The organism is Mesorhizobium sp. (assembly GCF_005063415.1).
Classification (GTDB): domain Bacteria; phylum Pseudomonadota; class Alphaproteobacteria; order Rhizobiales; family Rhizobiaceae; genus Mesorhizobium.
Window position 1 is genome coordinate 39,636 of the sequence record NZ_SUEG01000015.1, and the last position, 20,523, is coordinate 60,158.

A 20,523-nucleotide genomic window follows, 5' to 3' on the forward strand; every position below is an offset into this window, starting at 1 on the left:
AGCGGCAGCACGCTGCCCGCCGGCTTTACCTACACCGAAGCGGCGGCGCTGCCGGAAAACTACTTCACTGTTTGGCACAATGTCTTCGAGCGCGGTGGCCTGAAGAGCGGCGAGACGCTGCTCGTGCATGGCGGCTCGTCGGGTATCGGCACCACGGCGATCCAGCTTGCTGCCGCTTTCGGCGCCTATGTCATCACCACCGCCGGCAGCAAGGAGAAATGCGAAGCCTGCCTCAAGCTCGGCGCCGACCGGGCGATCAATTATCGCGAGGAGGATTTCGTCGCGGCGGTCAAGGAGGCGACCGAGGGCCGCGGCGCCAACGTGATCCTCGACATGGTCGGCGGCGAATATGTGGCGCGCAACTACGAGGCTGCGGCGCTGGAAGGCCGCATCGTTCAGATCGCCACGCAGGGCGGGGCGGTTGCCAGCGCCGATTTTTCGAAACTCATGGTCAAGCGCCTCGTCCACACCGGCTCGACGCTCAGGCCGCGCACCGTCGAATTCAAGGCGGCGATCGCCGCAGCACTCGAGGCGCAGGTGTGGCCGTTGCTCGGCAGGCGCAAGGTGGCGCCCGTCATGGATATGATCTTCCCGCTCAAGGAGGCCTGGCGGGCGCATGAGCGGATGGAGGAGGGTGAGCACATCGGCAAGATCGTGCTCGACGTCGGCTAGGAACGTATCGTCCGAGACGCACGCCCCAACAAGCTGAACGAAAGCTTAATGCTGCAATGCAACAATTGCATTGCGGCCATGCAAAAGCGTCTGTTCAATTCCTGAGCAGCGATGCCTATTTACGCGTCATCGAAACGAATGATCCAACGAAATGGAGGACTACCATGAACCCGATCCGCGCTTTCCGTAACTGGCGCATGTACAACGAAACCGTGCGCGAACTGAACCGGCTGAACGCTCGTCAGCTCAACGACCTCGGCATCAACCGCGGCGACATCGAGAGAATCGCCCGCCAGGGGCTTTGATCTCGAGCACGATCCCGCCCAAAGACCGGGCGCTGCTTTTCCGCAACGCCGAGCCGCGGTTCGGGATCACGTCTTAGAAGCCAGAGCCGTAGCAGACGGATTTCCGTCGCCGGTTCCGAGCCCGCCCGACCTTGGTCTGGCGGGCTTTGTCTTTTTGAAGCTTCGATTGCATGGCGTCATGTGCCGACCCTTCGCGGTCTGCTGGTCGCGCTGCCATGCCGTCCTTGACGCGCCTGCCAAAAACATTGCGAAACGGCGAGCGAGCGGTTATATAGACCGCGATTTTCCCATTTTGGTGGCTCTAAACCACCGCCCGCGCGGGAACGCGGGCGAACGAGAAGGATTTTTGTAATGGCCAATACGCTGCTGATGCCAAAGGCGACCGCCGTCTGGCTGGTTGACAACACAGCGCTTTCCTTCGAGCAGATCGCGCAGTTCTGCGGATTGCATCCGCTCGAGGTCAAGGCGATCGCCGACGGTGAGTCGGCGCAAGGCATCAAGGGCATGGACCCGATCATGACCGGCCAGCTCACTCGCGACGAGATCGCGCGCGCCGAGAAGGACCCGAACCACCGGCTGAAGCTCTCCGATCCCAAGGTGCGGGTGCCGGAATCCAAGCGCAAGGGTCCGCGCTACACGCCGCTGTCGAAGCGCCAGGACCGGCCCAACGCCATCCTCTGGCTGGTGCGCAACCATCCCGAGCTCAAGGATGCGCAGATTGCCCGCCTTGTCGGCACGACGAAGTCGACGATCGACCAGATCCGCGACAGAAAGCACTGGAACTCCGCCAATCTCCAGCCGATGGATCCGGTGACACTCGGCCTGACGTCGCAGATCGACCTCGATATGGAAATCAACCGCGCCTCGCGCGGCCGTGAGCAGGCGCAGCCGGTCGGCGATACGCTGCTGCCGGCCGCCTTGACCGAACGGCTGGTGCCGGCGCCGGAAAAGCCGAAGGACGAGGACCGGGAACTCGACGCCAACGCTGTCTTCGCCAAGCTTTCGGCGCTGAAGTCGAAGGACAAGGACGCCGACGAAGAGGAGTAGGCGTCTCGCATCCAAAACCAAAAGCCCGCTTTCAAGCGGGCTTTTTTGTGATCTTCCGTGTCAGCTTCGCGCCGCCCGGTCCGGCGCCATGCCATAATCCTCGCTGCGTTCCACCGCGCGGTAAAAATCGGCGAGTTGCTTGCCGCGCTCGGGCTTGAAGGTGCGGCCGGCGATGACCACCGAGGCGATGCGGTCGATGCGGAAGGCGCGGAAATCGCCGCGCATCTCGCACCAGGCGACCAAGGTCCACACCTTGCCCCAGAACCACAGGCCGAGCGGACGGATGTCGCGCGCGGTGCTGCGGCCGGCCTCATCCGAATAGTCGATGGTCAGCACCTGGCGTTTCTCGATGGACCGCTCGATCAGGTCGATGGCTTCGCGGGCGGCATCGCTTACCACCCACATCGGCGTGTGGATCTCGGTACGGGCGATGCGGTCCTTTTCGGCGTCGGGCAACACGGCGCCGATCTTGACCAGCGCCTCGTCGGCGGCTCGCGCCATGGCCGCGCCGCCAAAGGCGCGCACCATGCGGGCGCCGGCGACCAGCGCGACGATCTCGTCACGCGTGAACATCAGCGGCGGAAGGTCGAAACCCTCCCTCATCATGTAGCCGACACCGGCCTCGCCGTCGATCGGCACGCCGGTCGACTGCAGGTCGGCGATGTCGCGATAGATCGTCCGCTCGGAAACCTCGAGCCACGTGCCCAGCTTCTGGGCGGTGACCAGACGGCCACCGCGCAGATGCTGCACGATCTGGAAGAGCCTGTCGGCGCGGCGCATCGTATGGTCCCTCGGCGTCTATCGTTCCAGCCCTTCGCGCTTGCGCTGCGCGGCGACGAAGGCCGCGCCGAAGGATAGTTTCCTCGTTGTCGGCGTGCTTGCGTCGAGCACCCGCCAGAACGGCGCAATGTCGCTCGGCGCCACGCCACGCTCAAGATCCTCTTTGGCGGCCTCGGCGACGGTGCGCAGATGATAGCCGATGGTGACCGGACATGTCACCTCGGCACCGTGCTCGATGGCGAGAGCGGTGCGCAAAGCACGGATATCCATGTCCATGCCTTCAGGAATGGAGCGGATGAATGCATGGACCTGGCGAGCTGTAGGAACCAGCATCGGCTGCCCTTCGACGACGTCACCGATGGTGCGTGGCGACGGTTTTATGCCGTTGATGCCAGGCGTGTTCGGCCTGTCGTTCCAGCTTTTCATCGATCGTCCTCTCGGCCATCCGTCTCCGGCGGCCATCGCACTATGGCACGAGCCTCCTGACACCATACTGTCAGGAGGCTTCAGCATGCCCATTTCAGCTCGTCGCCAGGTCGCATCCAAACGCCACGCAGAAAGCTTGCCTCAATTGCCGCCATTGCGGCGGTCGCCATACATGTCCGGCCAACCAATATCCTTGCGGATGTCGGCCGGCAGGGTATTCATGAAACGCTGGGTGCGGATCTCGTTGCGCATCGTCCGGATCTTGCCGACATAGTGCTGCACGCTACGCAGAATGGTAAAACCGTTCATGGCTGGTCTCCTCTCTTTCGATGCAGGCACTATCGCACACCCCTGCTGACAGCAGTCTGTCAGGAGGGTGCAGCTCTCGTGACCGGCATTCCGATTTGTCCACCGAAGTGATCAGGCAGTGCTGAAAAAGAGCCTGCCGCAGTGGAAAGACGCGATCCCTGAGCCGCTTTGACAGCCAGCCGCGATGCTGATCAAAGGCTGCATGTCGAAACTTCTCGCGCTCGTCATCATCGCCATGATGGTCATCCAGCTCATCAAGCCGCTCGGCTGGCCCGGGCTGAAGCGGCGCAGCGATTTCTGGAAGCTGGCGCTGTTGGCGATGGCGGCGATTTCGATTACGGCGGTGCTCGGGCACTGGACGTAATGCATGTCGCGCAAAAGTGTGCAGCGATTTTGCGCCAACGACATGCATAAAAACAAGAACCTGAAGCGTCGCATGAGGCCAATCGAACGCGACGCGTTTTAATGCCGGCGGCCCGCTACGCGACGCCCGGTTCGTTGGCGAGCACCAGGCTGACCAGATGTTCCGCCCAGGCTCGGTAGCCGGCTTCCGAAGCATGAAATCCATCCGACGCGAAGCCGGCCTCGGCGTCGGTGATCGGCAGGCGGGGCGCCGGTATGGCGCCGCGCTCGAGGCAAAGGCGCTCGCCCATCCGGTTCATTTCGACGGCGCGGATTTCGAGGATCTTGCCGAGCAGCGGCGGCATTGCCGGCGCCCGGGTGAACTCCAGCACCGGCGACCACACGACGCGCGCCTCCGGCCATTTGGCGCGCAGCGCGTAGAGCAGGCCGCCAAACTCGCGCTTGAAGCGCGGTACCGAATGAAAATTCTTGGTGTCGTTGGTGCCGATGGCCAGCACGATATGCGTCCACGGATCGGCCGATAGATTGGGCAGCACATGATCGCGGATCTGGCCAGAGGTTGCCGAGTTGAAGCCGGCTGCCCGCCAGCGCACGGTGCGGCCGGTGCGTTGCGCAATCAGGACGGCCAGTTGCGCGGCCAATCCGTTTTCGGAATTGCCGATGCCTACCGAGGCGGCGGAGGAATCGCCAAGCACCAGAACCGAGATTGCTGGCGCCAGGCCAGATATCTCGTGCATGACCGGACCTTGTGCCGGCAGCATGCGGGTGGTGCGGCGACGCACGCCAAGTCCTTGCCAGACATAGACCGGAAAGGCGAGCCAGGTGAGGAGGGTCGGAAAGCGCCGCATGGCAAGTCCCTTTTAGGGCATAGCGAACAGCACTTAGCGCATGTCGGGCCGAAGGCGAAAGACCTTGGCTGACCGCCCGTCGTCAATGGCAGCAGCTGTCCTGCATCTCGGGCGTGTCCGCATATTCGTCGTGCAGCCGCACCCAGTCCATCAGGCCATGGTAGGGACCGGTCTCGTTGCGGCCTTTCGGCGTCAGGTCGAGATAGTGATAGGCGCCGATCAGCGGATCGCCGCCTCTGGAGCGCGAGACGAAGGTCAGGAAGATGTCGCCTTTCTCGTCGCGATAGAACACGCTGGTGCCGGGAAGGTCCTTCGATCTCCGCGCACGCCGCTCGAAATTGTAGGTCGTGTCGCCGGCCGCGATCTGCTTGTCGGTGAATGACACCTGCATATCGAAGTTGAAGTCCGAGGCGTAGGACGACACCCAGTCGAATTTCCAGCCCATGCGCTGCTTGTAAGGCAGCAATTCGGCCAATGGCGCCCGTGCTACCACGACAAGTGAGACATCGTGGTGCCTGAGATGCTGGTTGGCGCCGTCGATATGATCGGCAAGGAATGAGCAGCCTTCGCAGCGATAATCGGCGCCCGGCCCGAACATGAAATGGTAGACGATCAGCTGGCTGTTGCCGCCAAACAGGTCGGGCAGTTTCTTTGGCCCTTGCTCGGTCTCGAAGACGTAGTCCTTACGGATCTTCAGCCACGGCAGTTCGCGGCGTTCGGCGGCGACGCGGTCGCGAAAGCGCGTCAATTCCTTTTCGCGCGCCAGATGCGCCTTGTGCGCCTGAAACCACTCTTCCTGCGAAACGGTCTTGTTGTTTGGCATCGGTCTGCTCCTCTTTTCACGGAGGACGTTCGGCAGCGAGGAATGCCGACAACGAGCTGCATTTCAGTTGCAAGAAATTGCAGCTCTTGCTGCTTTTCAAACAAAAACCCGGGCACGTGGCCCGGGTCGGGAGAAACGCAAGATGTTTTCGGTCAGGCGGCTTGCTCAAGCGTCGGCTGCCATTGTCCAAGCGCTGCCAGATGGTTCATGTGGGCGCGATGGGCGAAGGCCGCCTGCGCGGCGGCGACATTTGCCGCCTTGCCGCCCCAGGCCTTCTGCGGGGCGGCCTGCAAGGCGCGGCCGTAGGAGAAGGTCAGCTTCCACGGATGCGGGCCGATGGCGTTGATGGCATTGAGGTTGGCGGTCGCCTCCTCGTCCGATTGTCCGCCTGACAGGAAGGCGATGCCTCCGATCGCGGCCGGCACCGTCTCGCGGAACAGTTTTATGGTCTTTTCGGCGACTTCCTCCGGGCTGCTGACCTTGCCCGATTTCTTGCCGGCGAGGACCATGTTCGGTTTCAGGATGGTGCCTTCGAGCACGACGCGGGCCGCATAGAGCTCGGTGTACAACTTTGTAAGTGTCGCCTTGCTGATCTCGTAGCAGGTGTCGATGTCGTGGGCGCCGTCCATCAGCACCTCCGGCTCGACGATCGGCACGATGCCGGCCTCCTGGCAAAGCGCGGCGTAACGCGCGAGCGCATGGGCGTTCGAGCTGATCGAGGTGGCGGAAGGCACGCCCTTGGAAACATCGATGTCGAGCACCGCGCGCCATTTGGCAAAGCGGGCGCCGAGCTTGTAATAGTCGGCGAGGCGTTCGCGCAGGCCGTCCAGGCCTTCGGTGATGGTGTCGCCGGGAAAGCCGGCCAGCGGTTTGGCGCCGGCGTCGACCTTGATGCCGGGGATAGCGCCTGATGCCTTGATGATGTCGACCAGCGGTGTGCCGTCGGCGGCCTTTTGGTGAATGGTCTCGTCATAGAGGATGACGCCGGAAATGTACTTGGTCATTGCCTCGCTGGCGCGGAACATCATCTCGCGATAGTCGCGGCGGCTGTCGGCGGTCGACTCGACGCCGATGACGTCGAAGCGCTTCTTGATGGTGCCGGAGCTCTCGTCGGCAGCCAGCAGGCCCTTGCCATTGGCCACCATCGCGGCGGCAATGTCCTCGAGACGTTCGCTCATCGTGCTTCTCCTGAAAGAATTGATCCGCGCCCAGCAGACCACCAGAGCAACGCAGGTTCAAGTCGAACCATTTCGCCGGAGAAGCGCGAATCGATTGAAAGTCGCGGGCGCACTCCTTCGCACTGCTATTGCTGCCGCAGTTAGCGCTTCAAGACGTCGACGCCGGGCAAGGGCTTGCCTTCCATCCATTCGAGGAAAGCGCCGCCGGCCGTCGAGACATAAGTAAAATCATCGCTGACGCCGGCATGGTTGAGCGCCGCCACCGTGTCGCCGCCGCCAGCGACCGAGACCAGTCTGCCGGCCTTGGTGCGCGCTGCCGCGTGCCTGGCCGTCGCCACCGTTGCATGGTCGAACGGCTCGATCTCGAAGGCGCCGAGCGGCCCGTTCCAGACCAGCGTCGCGGCACGGTCGATCCATTCGGCAATGGTTTTCACGGTTTTCACACCTACATCCAGGATCATGCCGTCAGCCGGCACGTCTGCTATGGCGACGGTCTCGCTGGCAGCGCCGGCCTTGAACTCTCTGGCGACAACGCCGTCGGCGGGCAGGATGATGGCACAGCCGGCCTCGGCCGCCTCGATCATGATCCGCTTGGCGGTGGTCGCGAGATCATGCTCGCACAGGGATTTCCCGACGTCGGTGCCGCGTGCTGCGAGAAACGTGTTGGCCATGCCGCCGCCGATGACCAGCGCGTCGACCTTCTTCACCAAATTCATCAACAGGTCGATCTTGGTCGAGACCTTGGCCCCGCCGACGATGGCGACAACCGGACGGACGGGATTGCCAAGACCCTTTTCCAACGCGTCGAGCTCGGTCTGCATGGTACGGCCGGCGAAGGCCGGCAGCACATGCGCCAGCCCTTCCGTCGACGAATGGGCGCGGTGCGCAGCGGAGAAGGCGTCGTTGACGAAAATGTCGCCGTTGGCGGCGAGCTTTTCGGTGAAGGCCGGGTCGTTCTGCTCCTCGCCCTTATGGAAGCGGGTGTTCTCGAGCAGCAGTACGTCGCCGCTCTCCATGGCGGCAACGGCGCTCGCCGCCTTGTCGCCAATGCAGTCGGCGGCAAAGCCAACCGGACGACCGAGCACGTCACCCGTCGCCTTGGCGATCGGCCCGAGCGAGAATTCCGACGCCGGTCCATCCTTGGGCCGGCCGAAATGCGCAAGCAGGATCACCTTGGCGCCCTTGCCGGAGAGCTCGGTGATGGTCGGCGCAATGCGCTCGATACGGGTGGCGTCGGTGACCTTGCCCTCGGTGACGGGAACGTTGAGGTCGACACGCACCAGCACACGCTTGCCGCTGATATTGCCGATGTCGTCCAGTGTCTTGAAGTCGGCCATGCTGATCCCTTTCGCGAAAAATCGCGGGGACCTTACCCCGCATCGACGACGATGCAAGACCTGCCTAAGGGTTCACCGAAAATATGATTCACGTGTCGAGGACGAAGTGCCCACGGGGAGCGAGATGGGCAGCAACGACGCGAAACGCACCGACTTGTGGCTTATCGATTGCGGACCACGATGCACGCGCCGCCCACGCGGTGCAGTTTCTGGCAAATATCGTCGGCCCTGGCTTTGGTGTCGGCGCCGATCCGCACCGCATAGATGCCGCGCCTGCCAATCGGTGTGCGCACCCGGCTGACCACCGGATCGCGACCGCTGAGCAAGGCTGGAAACCGGCGCTTCACGTTGCTCCACTGATTGAGCGCCGCGGCGCGGCGGAAATTGCCGGCCACCTGCACGCCCCACGGCTTGATGTTGATCGACGACATCGGCACGGTTCTGGACATGATCACCGGCAGCTCACGGCAAGCGGCAGCGAAACTCGCCTTCTTGTCGAGCGGCCGGATGACGCCGGCGTAGGCGGTATTGGTGAAGTTGTCGGCCGGCTCGCCCATGACGTCCAGAACATAGCTTTCGGTCTCCATCGGCAAGAAGCCGCCGGAATTCAGCCAGCGCGTCACCCGGCTCTCGCCGGCATTGTAGGCTGCGGCGGCGAGGCCGAGATTGCCGAAACCGGATTTCATTTCGGCGAGGTATTTTGCCGAGGCCGGGATCGCCTGTTCGATGTCGAAGGAATTGGCGAGCCCGCGCATCTTGGCGGTGCCCGGCATGAATTGGGCGATACCCTCCGCGCCAACGGGGCTGACCGCATTGGGATCGAAACGGCTTTCCTTCCAGATCAGCCGAGCAAAGAAATCCCTGGGCAGGCCGTTCTGGTCGGCATGCGTCTCGATAAGATCGCAAACTCGATCGATCAGCTTCTGCTTGGCGGGCCGCGGCGGATCGGCCTGGACGGCTGTCGCCCAGCCCAGCCCGCCAATGACAACCAGCGTCGCCCCAAGCAAACGCCGCATCGAACTACTCCGCCGCGGCTTTGCCGTGTTGCCCAAACCGCCGTTCGATGTAGTCGGAAACCATTTTCTCGAAATCCGCGGCGATCGACGGGCCGCGCAGCGTCGCCGCCTTCTTGCCGTCGACGAACACCGGGGCGGTCGGCGTCTCGCCGGTGCCGGGCAGCGAAATGCCGATATCGGCATGTTTGGATTCGCCCGGACCATTGACGATGCAACCCATCACCGCGACCTTGAGGTTCTCGACGCCGGGATATTGTTCGCGCCACACGGGCATGTTCTTGCGCAGGTCGGCCTGGATGTTCTGGGCAAGCTCCTGGAACACGGTCGAGGTCGTGCGGCCGCAGCCCGGGCAGGCGGCGACGATCGGCACGAACTGCCGGAAGCCCATGGTCTGCAGGAGCTCCTGCGATACCTGCACCTCGCGCGTGCGGTCGCCGTTCGGCTCCGGCGTCAGCGAGATGCGGATGGTGTCGCCGATGCCTTGCTGGAGCAGGATGCCCATGGCGGCGGACGAGGCGACGATGCCCTTCGAGCCCATGCCCGCCTCCGTCAAGCCGAGGTGCAGCGCATGGTCGGAACGGGTGGCAAGCTCGGTATAGACGGCAATCAGATCCTGCACGCCGCTGACCTTGGCCGACAGGATGATTTTCTCGCGGGCAAGGCCAATCTCTTCGGCCATTTCGGCCGACAGGATCGCCGACTGCACGATTGCCTCGCGCGTCACTTCCTGTGCGGTAAGCGGAAAGCCCTGGGCCTGGTTGTCGTCCATCAGCCGGGTCAGCAGCTCCTGGTCGAGCGAGCCCCAGTTGACGCCGATGCGCACCGGTTTGTCGTATCGGATCGCCATCTCGACGATCGCCGCGAACTGCCGGTCTTTCTTGTCCTTGAAGCCGACATTGCCGGGGTTGATACGGTATTTGGCCAGTGCCTCGGCGCAGGCCGGATGATCGGCCAGGAGCTTGTGGCCGATATAATGGAAATCGCCGACCAGTGGCACGTCGATGCCGAGCCGTTCCAGCCGCTCGCGGATGGCCGGCACGGCGGCAGCGCTTTCGTCGCGATCGACGGTTATGCGCACGATCTCGGAGCCGGCGCGATGCAGCGCCGCCACCTGTGCGACCGTCTGATCGACATCGGCCGTGTCGGTGTTGGTCATCGACTGGACGACGACCGGCGCGCCGCCGCCGACAATCACGCCGCCGACATCGACACCGACCGACCTGCGGCGTGGGAAGGGTGAGGAAAAATATCCGGTCATGCCGGCTGCCTTTAATCTTGAAGGTCCGGGCATGAGGTGGAGGAGCAAAGATGGCTTGTCAATGGCGACGGGCGCGCAGGCCTAGCAAATCGGTAATGACAAGACGGCAGCTTGCCGCAAATCCACAAGTGTTTCCGGCAGCATTGCGATGCCACCGGAAAGATCGCGCGCCGGGCGGCGCTGCTAGTCCTGGAAGGGCTTCAGTGCGTCGTCGGTTTCGCCTTCAGTTTTTCAATCTCGTCCTTGAGCGCCAGCTTGCGCCGCTTGAGATTCACGATTTCGAGGTCGTCTACCGATGGATGGGTCATCGCATCGTCGATTTCCCGTTCGATGTCGCCGTGTTTCCGCTGCAGCTCATCAAGATGGGATGCAAGAGACATGATTGGTTCTCCCTTTCATGGTTTCCTCGATTGCAGCCGCCAAGGGCGCGTCCACCGCAGGCGCGCTTTCTGTGACGGCATAATCACAGTCTGCCACCATCGAGCACCGATGTCGAATGCTGCGTGGTAGCATTCCACGACAATATGAAATGTGGTATGGGCTGCGCGCCGGTGCAAGAAGACCCCCGGTCCCGCCCAATCAGGCCCATAGTTTGGGCGCCGCAGACGTGCAGACGGTAAAAATGTCCGATCAGGAACAGGCAGATATCCGCCTCGAATTTTCCCGGCTGAAGCAGGAACACGCCGATTTCGACGCGGCCATCAACGCGATGATCGCCATGAATTGCGACCCGCTGCAGATCCAGCGCATGAAGAAAAAGAAGCTTTTCCTGAAGGACAGGCTGATGGCGCTGGAAGACAAGATCATTCCAGACATTATTGCTTGAACGAACGCCATTGCTTGAACGAACGCCGGCGCCGGCCTGCTGGAAAAGCGGCTATGCCGCGATCGAAAGCCGTGCGGCGCGCTCGCGCAACAGCGCTATCAGATCGTCGGTCTTTTCGGTCGAGGTATCGATGGGAACCACCAGGCACATCGTCGCCTCGACCCTGCCCGGCGCTGAAAAGACCGGCGCGGCCAGGCATTTCGTGTAGGCATCGACAAGGCCGGAGGTGACGCAGTAGCCGGCCGATTTGGCGACGGCGATGTCGGCTATGAAGTCGTCGAGCCGCAACCTGCGGCCGTCCGGCAGTACGAGATCGTCTTCCGAGACCATATCCTCGATCGCCGCCCTGTCGAAGCCGGCGAGGAGCAGCCGCCCGGACGCTGTCCAGGGAAGCGGTATTTGCAGACCCGTCGCCGAGCTGATCCTGAATGGCCTCGTTCCCGGGCTTGAATGGACGATGGTGTAGCGGCCGCTTTGCAGCATGCACAACTCCGAGGTCTCGCCGGTCTCGCGCGACAAATGATCGACTTCCTGGCGCCCGCGCCTGAGCAGGTCGTTGCCCCGTACATAGTCCATTCCGTAGAGATAAAGCTTCTTTCCGAAATAGACCCGATTGCCGTCTCCGGCCATCTCCAGCAGGCCCGCGTCGACCAGTGAGCGCACAAGCGTGTAGGTCGTCGAACGCGGCGCGTTCACCCCCTTGGCAAGATCGCCAATGCCGATTGCGCGCTGGGTCGCGTGAAGAAACTCCAGAATCTGGAGGACCCGGTTGAGGCCCTTCTCCCGGGAACCCGAATTCTTGTCCTCGTCCAGACCGACGTCCGATCGAGCGGCCAAGGCATTGCCATCTTGCATTATCGATTCCTGATGTTAATCTGTCTTGTACAGAGTACAGCAGTCTCTTGTAAGGGACAATGATGCCAGTTGCAACCGATGCTGTATTGCTGGTCCAAAGGGGAACACAACACGAGAGGAGGTCGTCGTGAACGACACATCCAAAAGGCGTGAATTTCTGAAACTGGGAATGGCCGGGCTTGCAACGGCCGGAGTGATGAGCGTCGCTACCGCGGTCGACGTTCGGAAAGCGGCGGCGCAGGCAGCGCCCGACAGCCTGCTGCGCACCGTTCTCGAGCGCGGCAAGGTGATCGTCGGCACCGGCAGCACCAACGCGCCCTGGCACTTCGAGAACGACGCCGGCGAACTGGTCGGCATGGACATCACCATGGGGCGCATTCTCGCCAAGGGGCTTTTCGACGATCCGACCAAAGTGGAATTCGTCATGCAGGATCCGGCTCAGCGCATTCCAAACGTGACCACCAACAAGGTCGACATCACCATCCAGTTCATGACCATGACCGCCCAGCGCTCGCAGCTGATCCACTTCTCCCGGCCCTATTACGTCGAAGGCATTGCCTTGCTGACCCTTCCGAACGCCGAAAACAAGACCTTCGACAAGCTGCTTGCCGCCGGTTCGGCGACCCGGATTTCCATCCTGCAAAATGTCGATGCCGAGGCTAACGTGCATATCGTCCTGCCGGAGTCGCAGGTAATGCAGATAGACACGCAGGCGAATGTGCTGCAGGCACTGGAATCGAAGCGCGTCGACGCCGCCGCGGTCGATCTGTCAACGGTGCGCTGGCTCGCCTCGCGCAATCCGGATAAGTACTTCGATGCCGGCAAGAGCTGGTTCTCGATGCTTTATGGTGCCGCGCTGCGGCAGGGCGACCTCGACTGGCTGACCTTCGTCAACCAGACCTTCACCATCGCCATGTTCGGCCATGAAACGGCACTCTACGACGCTGCGTTCAAGGATTATTTCGGACAGGAGCCGCCGGCGCGCCATCCCGGTTTCCCGGTTATCTGATGCAAGCAGGCGGAAGGACAACGTCCTTCCGCCTTCTCTCATCACAGCCCTCCATGACGAGGACGCATGGGTTATATCCTCAACTTCAACCTGATCTGGCGGCATTTCGACAAGCTCTGGGGCGGACTGCTGCTAAGCCTCGAACTGGCCGTCATCTCGATCGCGATCGGCATCGTCATCGGGCTCGTTCTGGCGGTCTGGTACGTGTCGGCCGGACGTGCGGTGCGGACCATCATCGCGGGCTATGTCGAGTTCATCCGCAACGTGCCGCTGATCCTGCTCGTCTATCTGGTCTTCTACGGCTTGCCGACGGTGGTCGACATTGCCTACAGCGCGCAAACCTCATTCATTGCCACGCTGTCGCTCTACAGCGGCGCCTACCTGGTCGAGGTGTTTCGCTCGGGGCTCGAGGCGGTGCCGCGCGGGCAGCTCGACGCCGGCAAGGCAATCGGCCTGACGCCATGGCAAAGGCTGCTCCATGTGCGCCTGCCGACGATGCTGCGCATAACCCTGCCGGCGCTTTCCAACACATTCATATCGCTCTTCAAGGACACGTCCGTGGCGTCGGTCATCTCGGTACCCGAACTCACCTATGGCGCCCAGTGGATCAACTTCAACACGTTCCGCATTGTCGAGGTCTATCTGGTGGTGACTGCGATGTACCTGTTGACCGGCTACACGCTGCTTTTCGCGCTGCGGCTGGTCGAGCGCCGGTTCAAGGCGGCGCGCTGACATGCTGAGCCAGATCATCTACGCCTTGCCGTTCCTCGCCGAAGGCTTTGCCGTAACCTTGTGGGTGTCGCTGCTGGTCGTGGTGTTATCGCTCATCGCCGGCGTGCTGATGGGCGTCGGCCTTGTCTATGGTCCGGCTCCGCTGCGCTGGGCAGTGCGCATCTTCAGCGACACCATACGCGGCATTCCGATCCTGGTGCTGATCTTCTTCGTCTATTACGGCCTGCCCGCGGTGGGGCTGCATCTGGAATCCTTTTGGGCGGCCGTACTCGCCCTCACCCTGTTCAAGACCGCACAGGTCGTCGAATATTTACGCGGCGCCGTCGGCTCGATTCCCAAGGGTCAGTCCGAGGCGGCGATGGCGATCGGACTGACCTTTCGCCAGCGGCTGGCCTACGTCATTTTTCCGCAGGCGTTCAGGCGCTTCCTGCCACCCTGGATCAATGGCGTCACCGACGCGGTGAAGGGCAGCGCGCTGGTCTCGCTGCTCGGCATCACCGACCTGATGCAGGCGATCAACCAGGTCATCGGCCGCACATATGAGGCGATGCCGCTCTACATTCTCGGCGCGCTCGTCTACTTCGCCGTCAACTACGCCCTCTCCTTGGCCAGCCGGCGGCTGGAGCGGCGTTTCTCCTTCATCCGGGAATAGCAAGATGTCCAACGCCTCGCACCAGAATCCGGCACTTCTCGATGTCACCGAGGTTTCCAAAGCCTTTGGATCCGTCGAGGTCCTGCGCTCCGTCAGCCTGCAGGTGACACGCGGCGAGGTGGTGACTGTCATCGGCCCCTCCGGCAGCGGCAAGACCACGCTGCTGCGCTGCGTCAACTTCCTGGAGAGCTACGACAGCGGCTCGATCCGTATCGATGGCAAGGAGGTCGGCTATCGCGAGACGGGAACACGCCAGCGACGCAGCGAGCGCGACCTGGCGGCGATGCGAGCCGAGACCGGAATGGTGTTCCAGAGCTTCAATCTGTTTCCGCATCTGACTGCGGCCGGCAACATCATGCTTGGCCTGCGCAAGGTGCGCGGCAAGAGCAATGCCGAGGCCCGCACCATTGCCGAGCACTGGCTGGGTCGGGTCGGCCTCGCCCACAAGGCCGACAGTCTGCCGGCCGAGCTTTCCGGCGGCCAGCAGCAGCGCGTCGGCATCGCCCGCGCCGTGGCGATGGAGCCGAAGATATTGCTTCTCGACGAGATAACCTCGGCGCTCGACCCCGAACTGGTTGGCGAGGTGCTCGAGGTCGTGCGCAGCCTCGCCGAAGACGGCATGACGATGCTGATGGTCACGCATGAAATGGCTTTTGCGCGCGATGCATCGAGCCGCATCGTTTTCATGGCGGATGGCGGCGTCAGTGCCGTCGGACCACCCGCCGAGATTCTGGCTGCGGGGTTCGACAATGAACGCCTTCGCAGTTTCCTGGCGCGGTTTCGCGCCTCGCATTTTTGACGTCGGACGGCGAAAGCTGTCGCAAGGAGCTTTTATGACGCCTTACATCCGGCTCGCGGAATTGGGCCTGACATTGCCCGAGCCGCCGAAGCCCATCGCCAACTTCGTCACCTATGCCGAGAGCGGGCGGCTGATCTTCCTCTCCGGCCAGGGGCCGTTGCGCGCCGATGGCGCGCTCTGCACCGGCAAGGTCGGCGAGGATGTCAGCGTTGAAGAGGCCTATGATCATGCGCGTCTGACCGGCCTGAACCTGCTCGCCGTCATGCATGCGGCGGCCGGCGACCTCGGCCGCATCGTGCGCGTCGTCAAGCTGCTTGGCTTTGTCAATGCGACGCCGACCTTCAGCGAGCACCCCAAGGTGGTGAATGGCTGTTCCGATCTTTTCGCCGCCGTCTTTGATACGCTTGGCGGACACGCCCGTTCGGCGATCGGTGTCGGCTCGCTGCCGGGCAACATCACAGTTGAAATCGAGGCGGTCGTCGAGATCGCCGCCTGAAAGCTTTCGAAACAGGATCTGCAGAGATGACGACCTATGCCGCTGACCGTTCCAACACGACAATCCGCGAACGGCTCGGTCTTCGCCCCATCATCAATGTTTCCGGCACGATGACGGCGCTCGGCGCTTCGATCATCGTTCCCGAGGCGATCGCCGCAATGTCGGAAATCGCCTCGCAATGGGTCGAGATGGACGATCTGCAGCGCGCCGCAAGTACTGTGATTGCACGCCTCACCGGCGGCGAGGCCGGCTTCATCACCGCATGCTGCGCCAGCGGCATAACCATGGCGATTGCCGGCGCGATGACCGGAACCAGCCTTCTTGCGATCGAGCGGCTGCCGGACGATACCGAGGGCCTCAAATCGGAGGTCATCGTCCAGCTTGGCCATATCGTCAATTATGGCGCGCCGATCGACCAGTCGATCCGGCTTGCCGGAGCCACGGCAGTGCCTGCCGGCACGGTCAGCGTCACCCAGGACTATCATGTTGCCGAGGCGATCCGGGACCGGACGGCGGCAGCCCTCTACGTCGTTGCGCACCACACCGTGCAATACGGCATGCTCTCGCTCGAGGAGTTCTGCGAGATTTGCCACGCCAGGGGCGTGCCGGTGATCGTCGACGCCGCCTCGGAATACGATTTGCGCGGCTTTCTGGCGCGCGGCGCCGATATTGTCCTGTATAGCGGGCACAAATTTCTCTCAGGGCCGACAAGCGGCATCGTCACCGGGCGCAAGGATCTGGTGCGGGCCGCCTATCTGCAGAATCGTGGCGTCGCGCGCGCCATGAAGGTCGGCAAGGAGAGCATTGCCGGCACCATGGCGGCCCTGGAAGCCTGGGAACAGCGCGACCATGCCGGCATTCGCCAGCGGGAAGAAGCCGCACTGCATCTGTGGCAAGGCGCATTGCAGGGCCTGCCCGGCATCGAGGCACGTATCATTCCAGATCCGACCGGAAATCCTCTCGACCGCCTGCAGGTGTTTGTTGCACCGGAAAGCCGCTTCACCGCCGCCGGCCTCGCCTCGGCGCTCGCCGCGGGTTCGCCGCCCGTGATCGTGCGCAACCACGAGGTCGAGCGCGGTCACTTCTTCCTTGATCCGTGCAATCTCCATGCCGGCGAGGCGGAGATCGTCGCCGAACGCCTGCGGGCTATATTGAGCGCTGCCGATCGGCCCGCGGATGCGATGAAACCCGCTCGCAAGCAGTCCGCCGGAGCGTTGCGCTGGCCTGACTAGACATCGGCAGAGCGTGGTCGAGCCAGTGCCCTCCAGCGCCGGCTTCGCATCCGGCCAGAGCGCCATCACGGCACTGTGAATGAACCTTTTGGGCGTCGGGCGGAATAAACCACCCCGCCCTTTGGTCTCCCAAGCAGACGCCATTTCCGGCGTTGCAGGAGACCGGTATGACCCACCACCACGACAATCAAGCTGACGGCATCAGCCGCCGTCACGCACTGGAATGCATGATCTGGGCCGGCACGGGAGTGCTTTGGACGATCTCGGCCGGCGTGCCGGTTTCGCTCAGCCTGCTCGGCGCGGCGCAAGCCGCAGAGGCCTTGGCCACCGGCTTCACTTTCCTCCAGATCTCCGACAGCCACATCGGCTTCGACAAGGCTGCCAACCCGCACGCCATCGACACGCTGAAGGAGGCCATGGGCAAGATCCAGGCGCTGCCGCAAAAGCCCGCTTTCATGATCCACACCGGCGACATCACCCATTTGTCGAAAGCCGCGCAGTTCGACAACGCTGCCCAGATCATCGGCGGCGCAGGATTCGACGTGCATTATGTGCCCGGTGAGCACGACCTGATCGACGACGGCAACGGCCAGGCCTATCTCGACCGCTACGGCAAGGGCACCAAGGGCGCCGGCTGGTATTCGTTCGACCAGAACGGCGTCCATTTCATTGGGCTGGTCAACGTCGTCAACCTGAAGGCTGGCGGGCTCGGCAATCTCGGCGCCGACCAGTTGGCATGGTTGGCCGATGATCTGAAGGCGGTCACCGCCTCGACGCCAATCGTCGTCTTTGCCCACATTCCGCTATGGGCTGTTTATCCCGAATGGGGCTGGGGCACCGACGACGCGGCGCAGGCCTTGGCCCTGCTCAAGCGCTTCGGCTCTGTCACCGTACTCAACGGCCACATCCACCAGATCATGCAGAAGGTCGAAGGCAACGTTACCTTCCATACCGCGCGCTCGACCGCTTTCCCGCAACCGGCGCCGGGCACCGCAGCCTCGCCCGGGCCGATGACGGTACCTGCCGGCCAGTTGCGCAGCCTGCTCGGCACAAGCAGTGTGACGGTCAAGCAAGGCGGGCAGGACCTCGCCATCATCGACAGCACGCTGGCCTGAGGGGAAATGCGATGATCCGCTTTCCATCCCGCCTCTTGGTCGTATCGCCTGTCGCGTTCGGTTTGGCGGCGATCCTGACAATGATTTCCATGCCACTGAACGCGGCAGACCAGCCAATGGTCAAGATCGAGAACTTTGCCTTCACACCGGCGGTGCTGACGGTAAAGCAGGGCACTGCCGTGACCTTCGAGAATGACGACGACATCCCGCATCTGGCGGTCGCCAACGATGGCTCGTTTCGCTCCAAGGCGCTTGACACCGGTGACACATATGCCTTCACCTTCAACAAAGTGGGCGACTATGCCTATTTCTGCGGGCTTCACCCGCACATGCAGGGCAGGATCACCGTCGCTCCGTGAGGATCTTCGGAAGGTTCTGCCCGGGATGCCGGGCGATGCGACGGTGTTGAACCAAGAGGCCGCGGCCGAGCGCTTTCGCGAGGTGGTTCTGCCCCATCTCGCGGATGCGCTTGCGCTTGCCCGCTGGCTGACCGGCAACGCCGCCGACGCGGAGGATGTCGTGCAGGAGGCCTGTTTGAAGGCGCATGCGGGCATCGCCGGTTATGCCGGCGGCAATGCTCGCGCCTGGTTGCTGGCGATCGTGCGCAACGCCTGTTACTCTTGGCTGGCGCGCAACCGGCCGCGCAGTATCGTCGCCGTCGGCGACCTGAGCGATCTCGATGACATGACGGCTGCATATGGCGCCGGCCTGCCGGATACCGATAGTCCTGAGGCAAGCCTGATCGCCAAGGCCGACACGGCGGCACTCGAGGCGGCGATCGCCGCGCTGCCGCAGCAATTTCGCGAGACCGTAGTGCTGCGCGACATCAACGGCCTCAGCTATCGCGAGGTCGCGATGCTGCTTGGCGTCCCGCTAGGCACGGTGATGTCGCGGCTGGCGAGGGCGCGCGGTCTGCTGATATCCCAACTTGGGAGGGCGCCATGAGCGCGCACAACGATGGACTGCCCGATGACCCGGCGGGCATGCAGCTGATGATCCATGCCTTGGTCGATGGCGAGCTCGACGCAGCAGCAGCATTGGCTGTCGAGCGACGCATCGCGGCCGATCCGGCGCTCGCCGCCGAGCATGCCCGCATCGCTGCGCTGCAGACGGTCGTCAGCGGGCTGCCGAGGCCTGATGTCCGTGAGGATTTCAAGGCTCGCATCGCTGCAATCGGGACAGCCGGTACGGAGAAAGTGCTGTCGGCGCCGGCGCCCGCCGCTCGAGTGCTGCCGGCGCACAGAGCGGTGCACCGATTTGGCGCGTTCGACTGGCGCGCGCTGGCGGCGTCGATCATCGTTACCGCCGTGCTGGCCAGCGGCGCGACGCAATGGATGATGCTGAGTAGGGCGCCCGACAGCTTTGCGGCCGCAGTCGCCAGCGGCCACCGCCGCAGCCTGCTGGCCGCCAGCCCGGTGGACGTGGTCTCGTCGGACCGGCATACCGTAAAACCTTGGCTCGATGCCCGGGTCGGCCTGTCGCCACCGGCGCCCGATCTTGCCAATGACGGTTTCACATTGCTCGGCGGCCGGGTAGAGGTGATCGCCGACCGGACGGTGCCGGCACTGGTCTACCGGCACCGCGAGCACCTGATCACTCTCGTCGCCGCGCCCGAGGAAACCGGCTCGACAAGCGGACCTGTCGATCTTTCTGCCGGTGGCTTCTCGCTGGTCCATTGGACCGACAGTGCCTTTTCCTACTGGGCGATTTCCGATACCGAGCGGCCTGAACTTGACGACTTCGTCGACCGCTTCCGAGCAGCGGCCGCCCGATAACCACCGCCGCTATGCATTTGCGTAGCGACAGAAACGACACAGGCGACGTTCCCTTTCTGGCCATCCTTGCGGCTCCCCTCGATTTCCGCTAATGCGCGCCTTTGCCGCCGGGGAGCAGAAGCTTGAACGATCAACGCGCCGACGTCGCCATCATCATGGGCAGCCAGTCCGACTGGGCGACGATGCGCCACGCCGCCGAAACGCTTGAGGCGCTTGGAATTCCGCACAAGCGCCTGATCGTCTCGGCCCACCGCACGCCCGACCGGCTCTATGACTTCGCCAAAGGCGCCAAGGCGGCCGGCTACAAGGTGATCATCGCCGGCGCCGGCGGTGCGGCGCATCTGCCCGGCATGACGGCGGCGATGACGCCGCTGCCGGTGTTCGGCGTGCCGGTGGAATCAAAGACGCTGTCGGGCCAGGACTCGCTGCTATCAATCGTGCAGATGCCGGCCGGCATTCCGGTCGGCACTTTGGCAATCGGCAAGGCCGGCGCTGCCAACGCCGCCCTTCTCGCTGCCGCGGTGCTGGCGCTGAGCGACGAAAAGCTCGCCGCCCGGCTGGATAGCTGGCGCGCCGCACAGACCGCCAAGGTGGCGGCCGAGCCCACGGACGCGCCGTGAGCCTGCCGGCGGGATCGAGCATCGGCATCATCGGCGGCGGCCAGCTTGGC

At 63.2% G+C, this 20,523-nt stretch carries 27 protein-coding genes; 16 read left to right on the top strand and 11 right to left on the bottom strand.

Annotation, left to right across the window (positions count from 1 at the left end; translation table 11 throughout):
* The 3 genes from E5W70_RS06875 to E5W70_RS06885 all read left to right on the top strand — a co-directional run.
* A partial coding sequence (locus E5W70_RS06875; protein ID WP_292655641.1) for a zinc-binding dehydrogenase occupies nucleotides 1–672 on the top strand: 672 nt, incomplete at its 5' end.
* Nucleotides 673–836: 164 nt separating this feature from the next.
* Entirely contained in the window at nucleotides 837–977 is a 141-nt protein-coding gene (locus E5W70_RS06880; protein WP_023720976.1) for a DUF1127 domain-containing protein, read from the top strand.
* Between the two features lie 351 nt (nucleotides 978–1,328).
* Entirely contained in the window at nucleotides 1,329–2,024 is a 696-nt protein-coding gene (locus E5W70_RS06885; protein WP_292655650.1) for a DUF1013 domain-containing protein, read from the top strand.
* A 60-nt stretch (nucleotides 2,025–2,084) separates the two neighbouring features.
* Here E5W70_RS06885 and E5W70_RS06890 read toward each other — a convergent pair whose 3' ends face one another.
* From E5W70_RS06890 to E5W70_RS06900, 3 genes are all read right to left on the bottom strand, one after another.
* The gene (locus E5W70_RS06890) at nucleotides 2,085–2,804 is read right to left on the bottom strand and encodes a YafY family protein (RefSeq protein WP_023678491.1); all 720 of its coding nucleotides are present in this window, start codon (nucleotides 2,802–2,804) and stop codon (nucleotides 2,085–2,087) included.
* A gap of 18 nt (nucleotides 2,805–2,822) precedes the next feature.
* Nucleotides 2,823–3,230, bottom strand: a complete 408-nt coding sequence (locus E5W70_RS06895; protein WP_292655653.1) for a hypothetical protein — start codon at nucleotides 3,228–3,230, stop codon at nucleotides 2,823–2,825.
* A gap of 141 nt (nucleotides 3,231–3,371) precedes the next feature.
* A complete protein-coding gene (locus tag E5W70_RS06900; protein ID WP_254816537.1) occupies nucleotides 3,372–3,539 on the bottom strand; it encodes a hypothetical protein in 168 nt (55 codons plus the stop codon).
* A gap of 202 nt (nucleotides 3,540–3,741) precedes the next feature.
* Between E5W70_RS06900 and E5W70_RS06905 the strand changes: the two genes are divergently transcribed.
* Nucleotides 3,742–3,903, top strand: a complete 162-nt coding sequence (locus tag E5W70_RS06905) for a hypothetical protein (RefSeq protein WP_008873884.1) — start codon at nucleotides 3,742–3,744, stop codon at nucleotides 3,901–3,903.
* A 115-nt stretch (nucleotides 3,904–4,018) separates the two neighbouring features.
* Here the strand turns inward: E5W70_RS06905 and E5W70_RS06910 are convergent, their stop codons facing one another.
* The 7 genes from E5W70_RS06910 to E5W70_RS06940 form a co-directional block, all read right to left on the bottom strand.
* Nucleotides 4,019–4,750, bottom strand: coding sequence for an SGNH/GDSL hydrolase family protein (locus E5W70_RS06910; protein WP_292655663.1), 732 nt, complete (start codon nucleotides 4,748–4,750; stop codon nucleotides 4,019–4,021).
* An 82-nt stretch (nucleotides 4,751–4,832) separates the two neighbouring features.
* Nucleotides 4,833–5,573, bottom strand: a complete 741-nt coding sequence (locus E5W70_RS06915; RefSeq protein ID WP_292655666.1) for a thioredoxin family protein — start codon at nucleotides 5,571–5,573, stop codon at nucleotides 4,833–4,835.
* Nucleotides 5,574–5,725: 152 nt separating this feature from the next.
* Nucleotides 5,726–6,751, bottom strand: a complete 1,026-nt coding sequence (locus E5W70_RS06920) for a class I fructose-bisphosphate aldolase (protein WP_292655669.1) — start codon at nucleotides 6,749–6,751, stop codon at nucleotides 5,726–5,728.
* 140 nt (nucleotides 6,752–6,891) lie between these two features.
* Nucleotides 6,892–8,088 (bottom strand): phosphoglycerate kinase, encoded by a 1,197-nt coding sequence (locus E5W70_RS06925; protein ID WP_292655671.1) that lies wholly within the window; start codon nucleotides 8,086–8,088, stop codon nucleotides 6,892–6,894.
* Between the two features lie 161 nt (nucleotides 8,089–8,249).
* Nucleotides 8,250–9,104: a lytic transglycosylase domain-containing protein gene (locus E5W70_RS06930; RefSeq protein WP_292655674.1), complete on the bottom strand. Its 855-nt coding sequence runs from the start codon at nucleotides 9,102–9,104 to the stop codon at nucleotides 8,250–8,252.
* A 4-nt stretch (nucleotides 9,105–9,108) separates the two neighbouring features.
* On the bottom strand, nucleotides 9,109–10,362 hold the full coding sequence (gene ispG / locus E5W70_RS06935) for a flavodoxin-dependent (E)-4-hydroxy-3-methylbut-2-enyl-diphosphate synthase (protein ID WP_292655678.1): 1,254 nt from the start codon (nucleotides 10,360–10,362) through the stop codon (nucleotides 9,109–9,111).
* 200 nt (nucleotides 10,363–10,562) lie between these two features.
* On the bottom strand, nucleotides 10,563–10,742 hold the full coding sequence (locus E5W70_RS06940; RefSeq protein WP_023678481.1) for a YdcH family protein: 180 nt from the start codon (nucleotides 10,740–10,742) through the stop codon (nucleotides 10,563–10,565).
* A gap of 242 nt (nucleotides 10,743–10,984) precedes the next feature.
* Here E5W70_RS06940 and E5W70_RS06945 point away from each other — a divergent pair, with 242 nt between their 5' ends.
* Complete coding sequence (locus E5W70_RS06945) at nucleotides 10,985–11,188, top strand: YdcH family protein (RefSeq protein ID WP_184875716.1); 204 nt, start codon at nucleotides 10,985–10,987, stop codon at nucleotides 11,186–11,188.
* 51 nt (nucleotides 11,189–11,239) lie between these two features.
* Here the strand turns inward: E5W70_RS06945 and E5W70_RS06950 are convergent, their stop codons facing one another.
* Complete coding sequence (locus E5W70_RS06950; protein ID WP_292655683.1) at nucleotides 11,240–12,043, bottom strand: IclR family transcriptional regulator; 804 nt, start codon at nucleotides 12,041–12,043, stop codon at nucleotides 11,240–11,242.
* A 127-nt stretch (nucleotides 12,044–12,170) separates the two neighbouring features.
* Here E5W70_RS06950 and E5W70_RS06955 point away from each other — a divergent pair, with 127 nt between their 5' ends.
* The 11 genes from E5W70_RS06955 to purE all read left to right on the top strand — a co-directional run bounded on the left by E5W70_RS06955 (nucleotide 12,171) and on the right by purE (nucleotide 20,473).
* Nucleotides 12,171–13,052, top strand: coding sequence for a transporter substrate-binding domain-containing protein (locus tag E5W70_RS06955; protein ID WP_292655686.1), 882 nt, complete (start codon nucleotides 12,171–12,173; stop codon nucleotides 13,050–13,052).
* Nucleotides 13,053–13,118: 66 nt separating this feature from the next.
* A complete protein-coding gene (locus tag E5W70_RS06960; protein ID WP_292655689.1) occupies nucleotides 13,119–13,784 on the top strand; it encodes an amino acid ABC transporter permease in 666 nt (221 codons plus the stop codon).
* 1 nt (nucleotide 13,785) lies between these two features.
* A complete protein-coding gene (locus E5W70_RS06965) occupies nucleotides 13,786–14,436 on the top strand; it encodes an amino acid ABC transporter permease (RefSeq protein ID WP_292655692.1) in 651 nt (216 codons plus the stop codon).
* Between the two features lie 4 nt (nucleotides 14,437–14,440).
* The gene (locus tag E5W70_RS06970) at nucleotides 14,441–15,235 is read left to right on the top strand and encodes an amino acid ABC transporter ATP-binding protein (protein ID WP_292655694.1); all 795 of its coding nucleotides are present in this window, start codon (nucleotides 14,441–14,443) and stop codon (nucleotides 15,233–15,235) included.
* 34 nt (nucleotides 15,236–15,269) lie between these two features.
* On the top strand, nucleotides 15,270–15,731 hold the full coding sequence (locus E5W70_RS06975; RefSeq protein WP_292655697.1) for a RidA family protein: 462 nt from the start codon (nucleotides 15,270–15,272) through the stop codon (nucleotides 15,729–15,731).
* A gap of 26 nt (nucleotides 15,732–15,757) precedes the next feature.
* On the top strand, nucleotides 15,758–16,963 hold the full coding sequence (locus E5W70_RS06980) for an aminotransferase class V-fold PLP-dependent enzyme (protein ID WP_292655700.1): 1,206 nt from the start codon (nucleotides 15,758–15,760) through the stop codon (nucleotides 16,961–16,963).
* 167 nt (nucleotides 16,964–17,130) lie between these two features.
* Complete coding sequence (locus E5W70_RS06985) at nucleotides 17,131–18,078, top strand: metallophosphoesterase (RefSeq protein WP_292655703.1); 948 nt, start codon at nucleotides 17,131–17,133, stop codon at nucleotides 18,076–18,078.
* Nucleotides 18,079–18,089: 11 nt separating this feature from the next.
* Nucleotides 18,090–18,437 (top strand): cupredoxin family copper-binding protein, encoded by a 348-nt coding sequence (locus E5W70_RS06990; RefSeq protein ID WP_292655706.1) that lies wholly within the window; start codon nucleotides 18,090–18,092, stop codon nucleotides 18,435–18,437.
* A gap of 25 nt (nucleotides 18,438–18,462) precedes the next feature.
* A complete protein-coding gene (locus E5W70_RS06995; protein WP_292655709.1) occupies nucleotides 18,463–19,023 on the top strand; it encodes a sigma-70 family RNA polymerase sigma factor in 561 nt (186 codons plus the stop codon).
* The gene (locus E5W70_RS07000) at nucleotides 19,020–19,853 is read left to right on the top strand and encodes an anti-sigma factor (RefSeq protein ID WP_292655712.1); all 834 of its coding nucleotides are present in this window, start codon (nucleotides 19,020–19,022) and stop codon (nucleotides 19,851–19,853) included. The genes E5W70_RS06995 and E5W70_RS07000 overlap by 4 nt, the downstream gene beginning before the upstream one ends.
* A 122-nt stretch (nucleotides 19,854–19,975) precedes the next feature.
* Nucleotides 19,976–20,473 carry a 5-(carboxyamino)imidazole ribonucleotide mutase gene (gene purE, locus E5W70_RS07005; protein ID WP_292655714.1) on the top strand — a complete coding sequence of 166 codons (498 nt, stop codon included), beginning with the start codon at nucleotides 19,976–19,978 and terminating at the stop codon, nucleotides 20,471–20,473.
* Nucleotides 20,474–20,523: the final 50 nt, after the last annotated feature.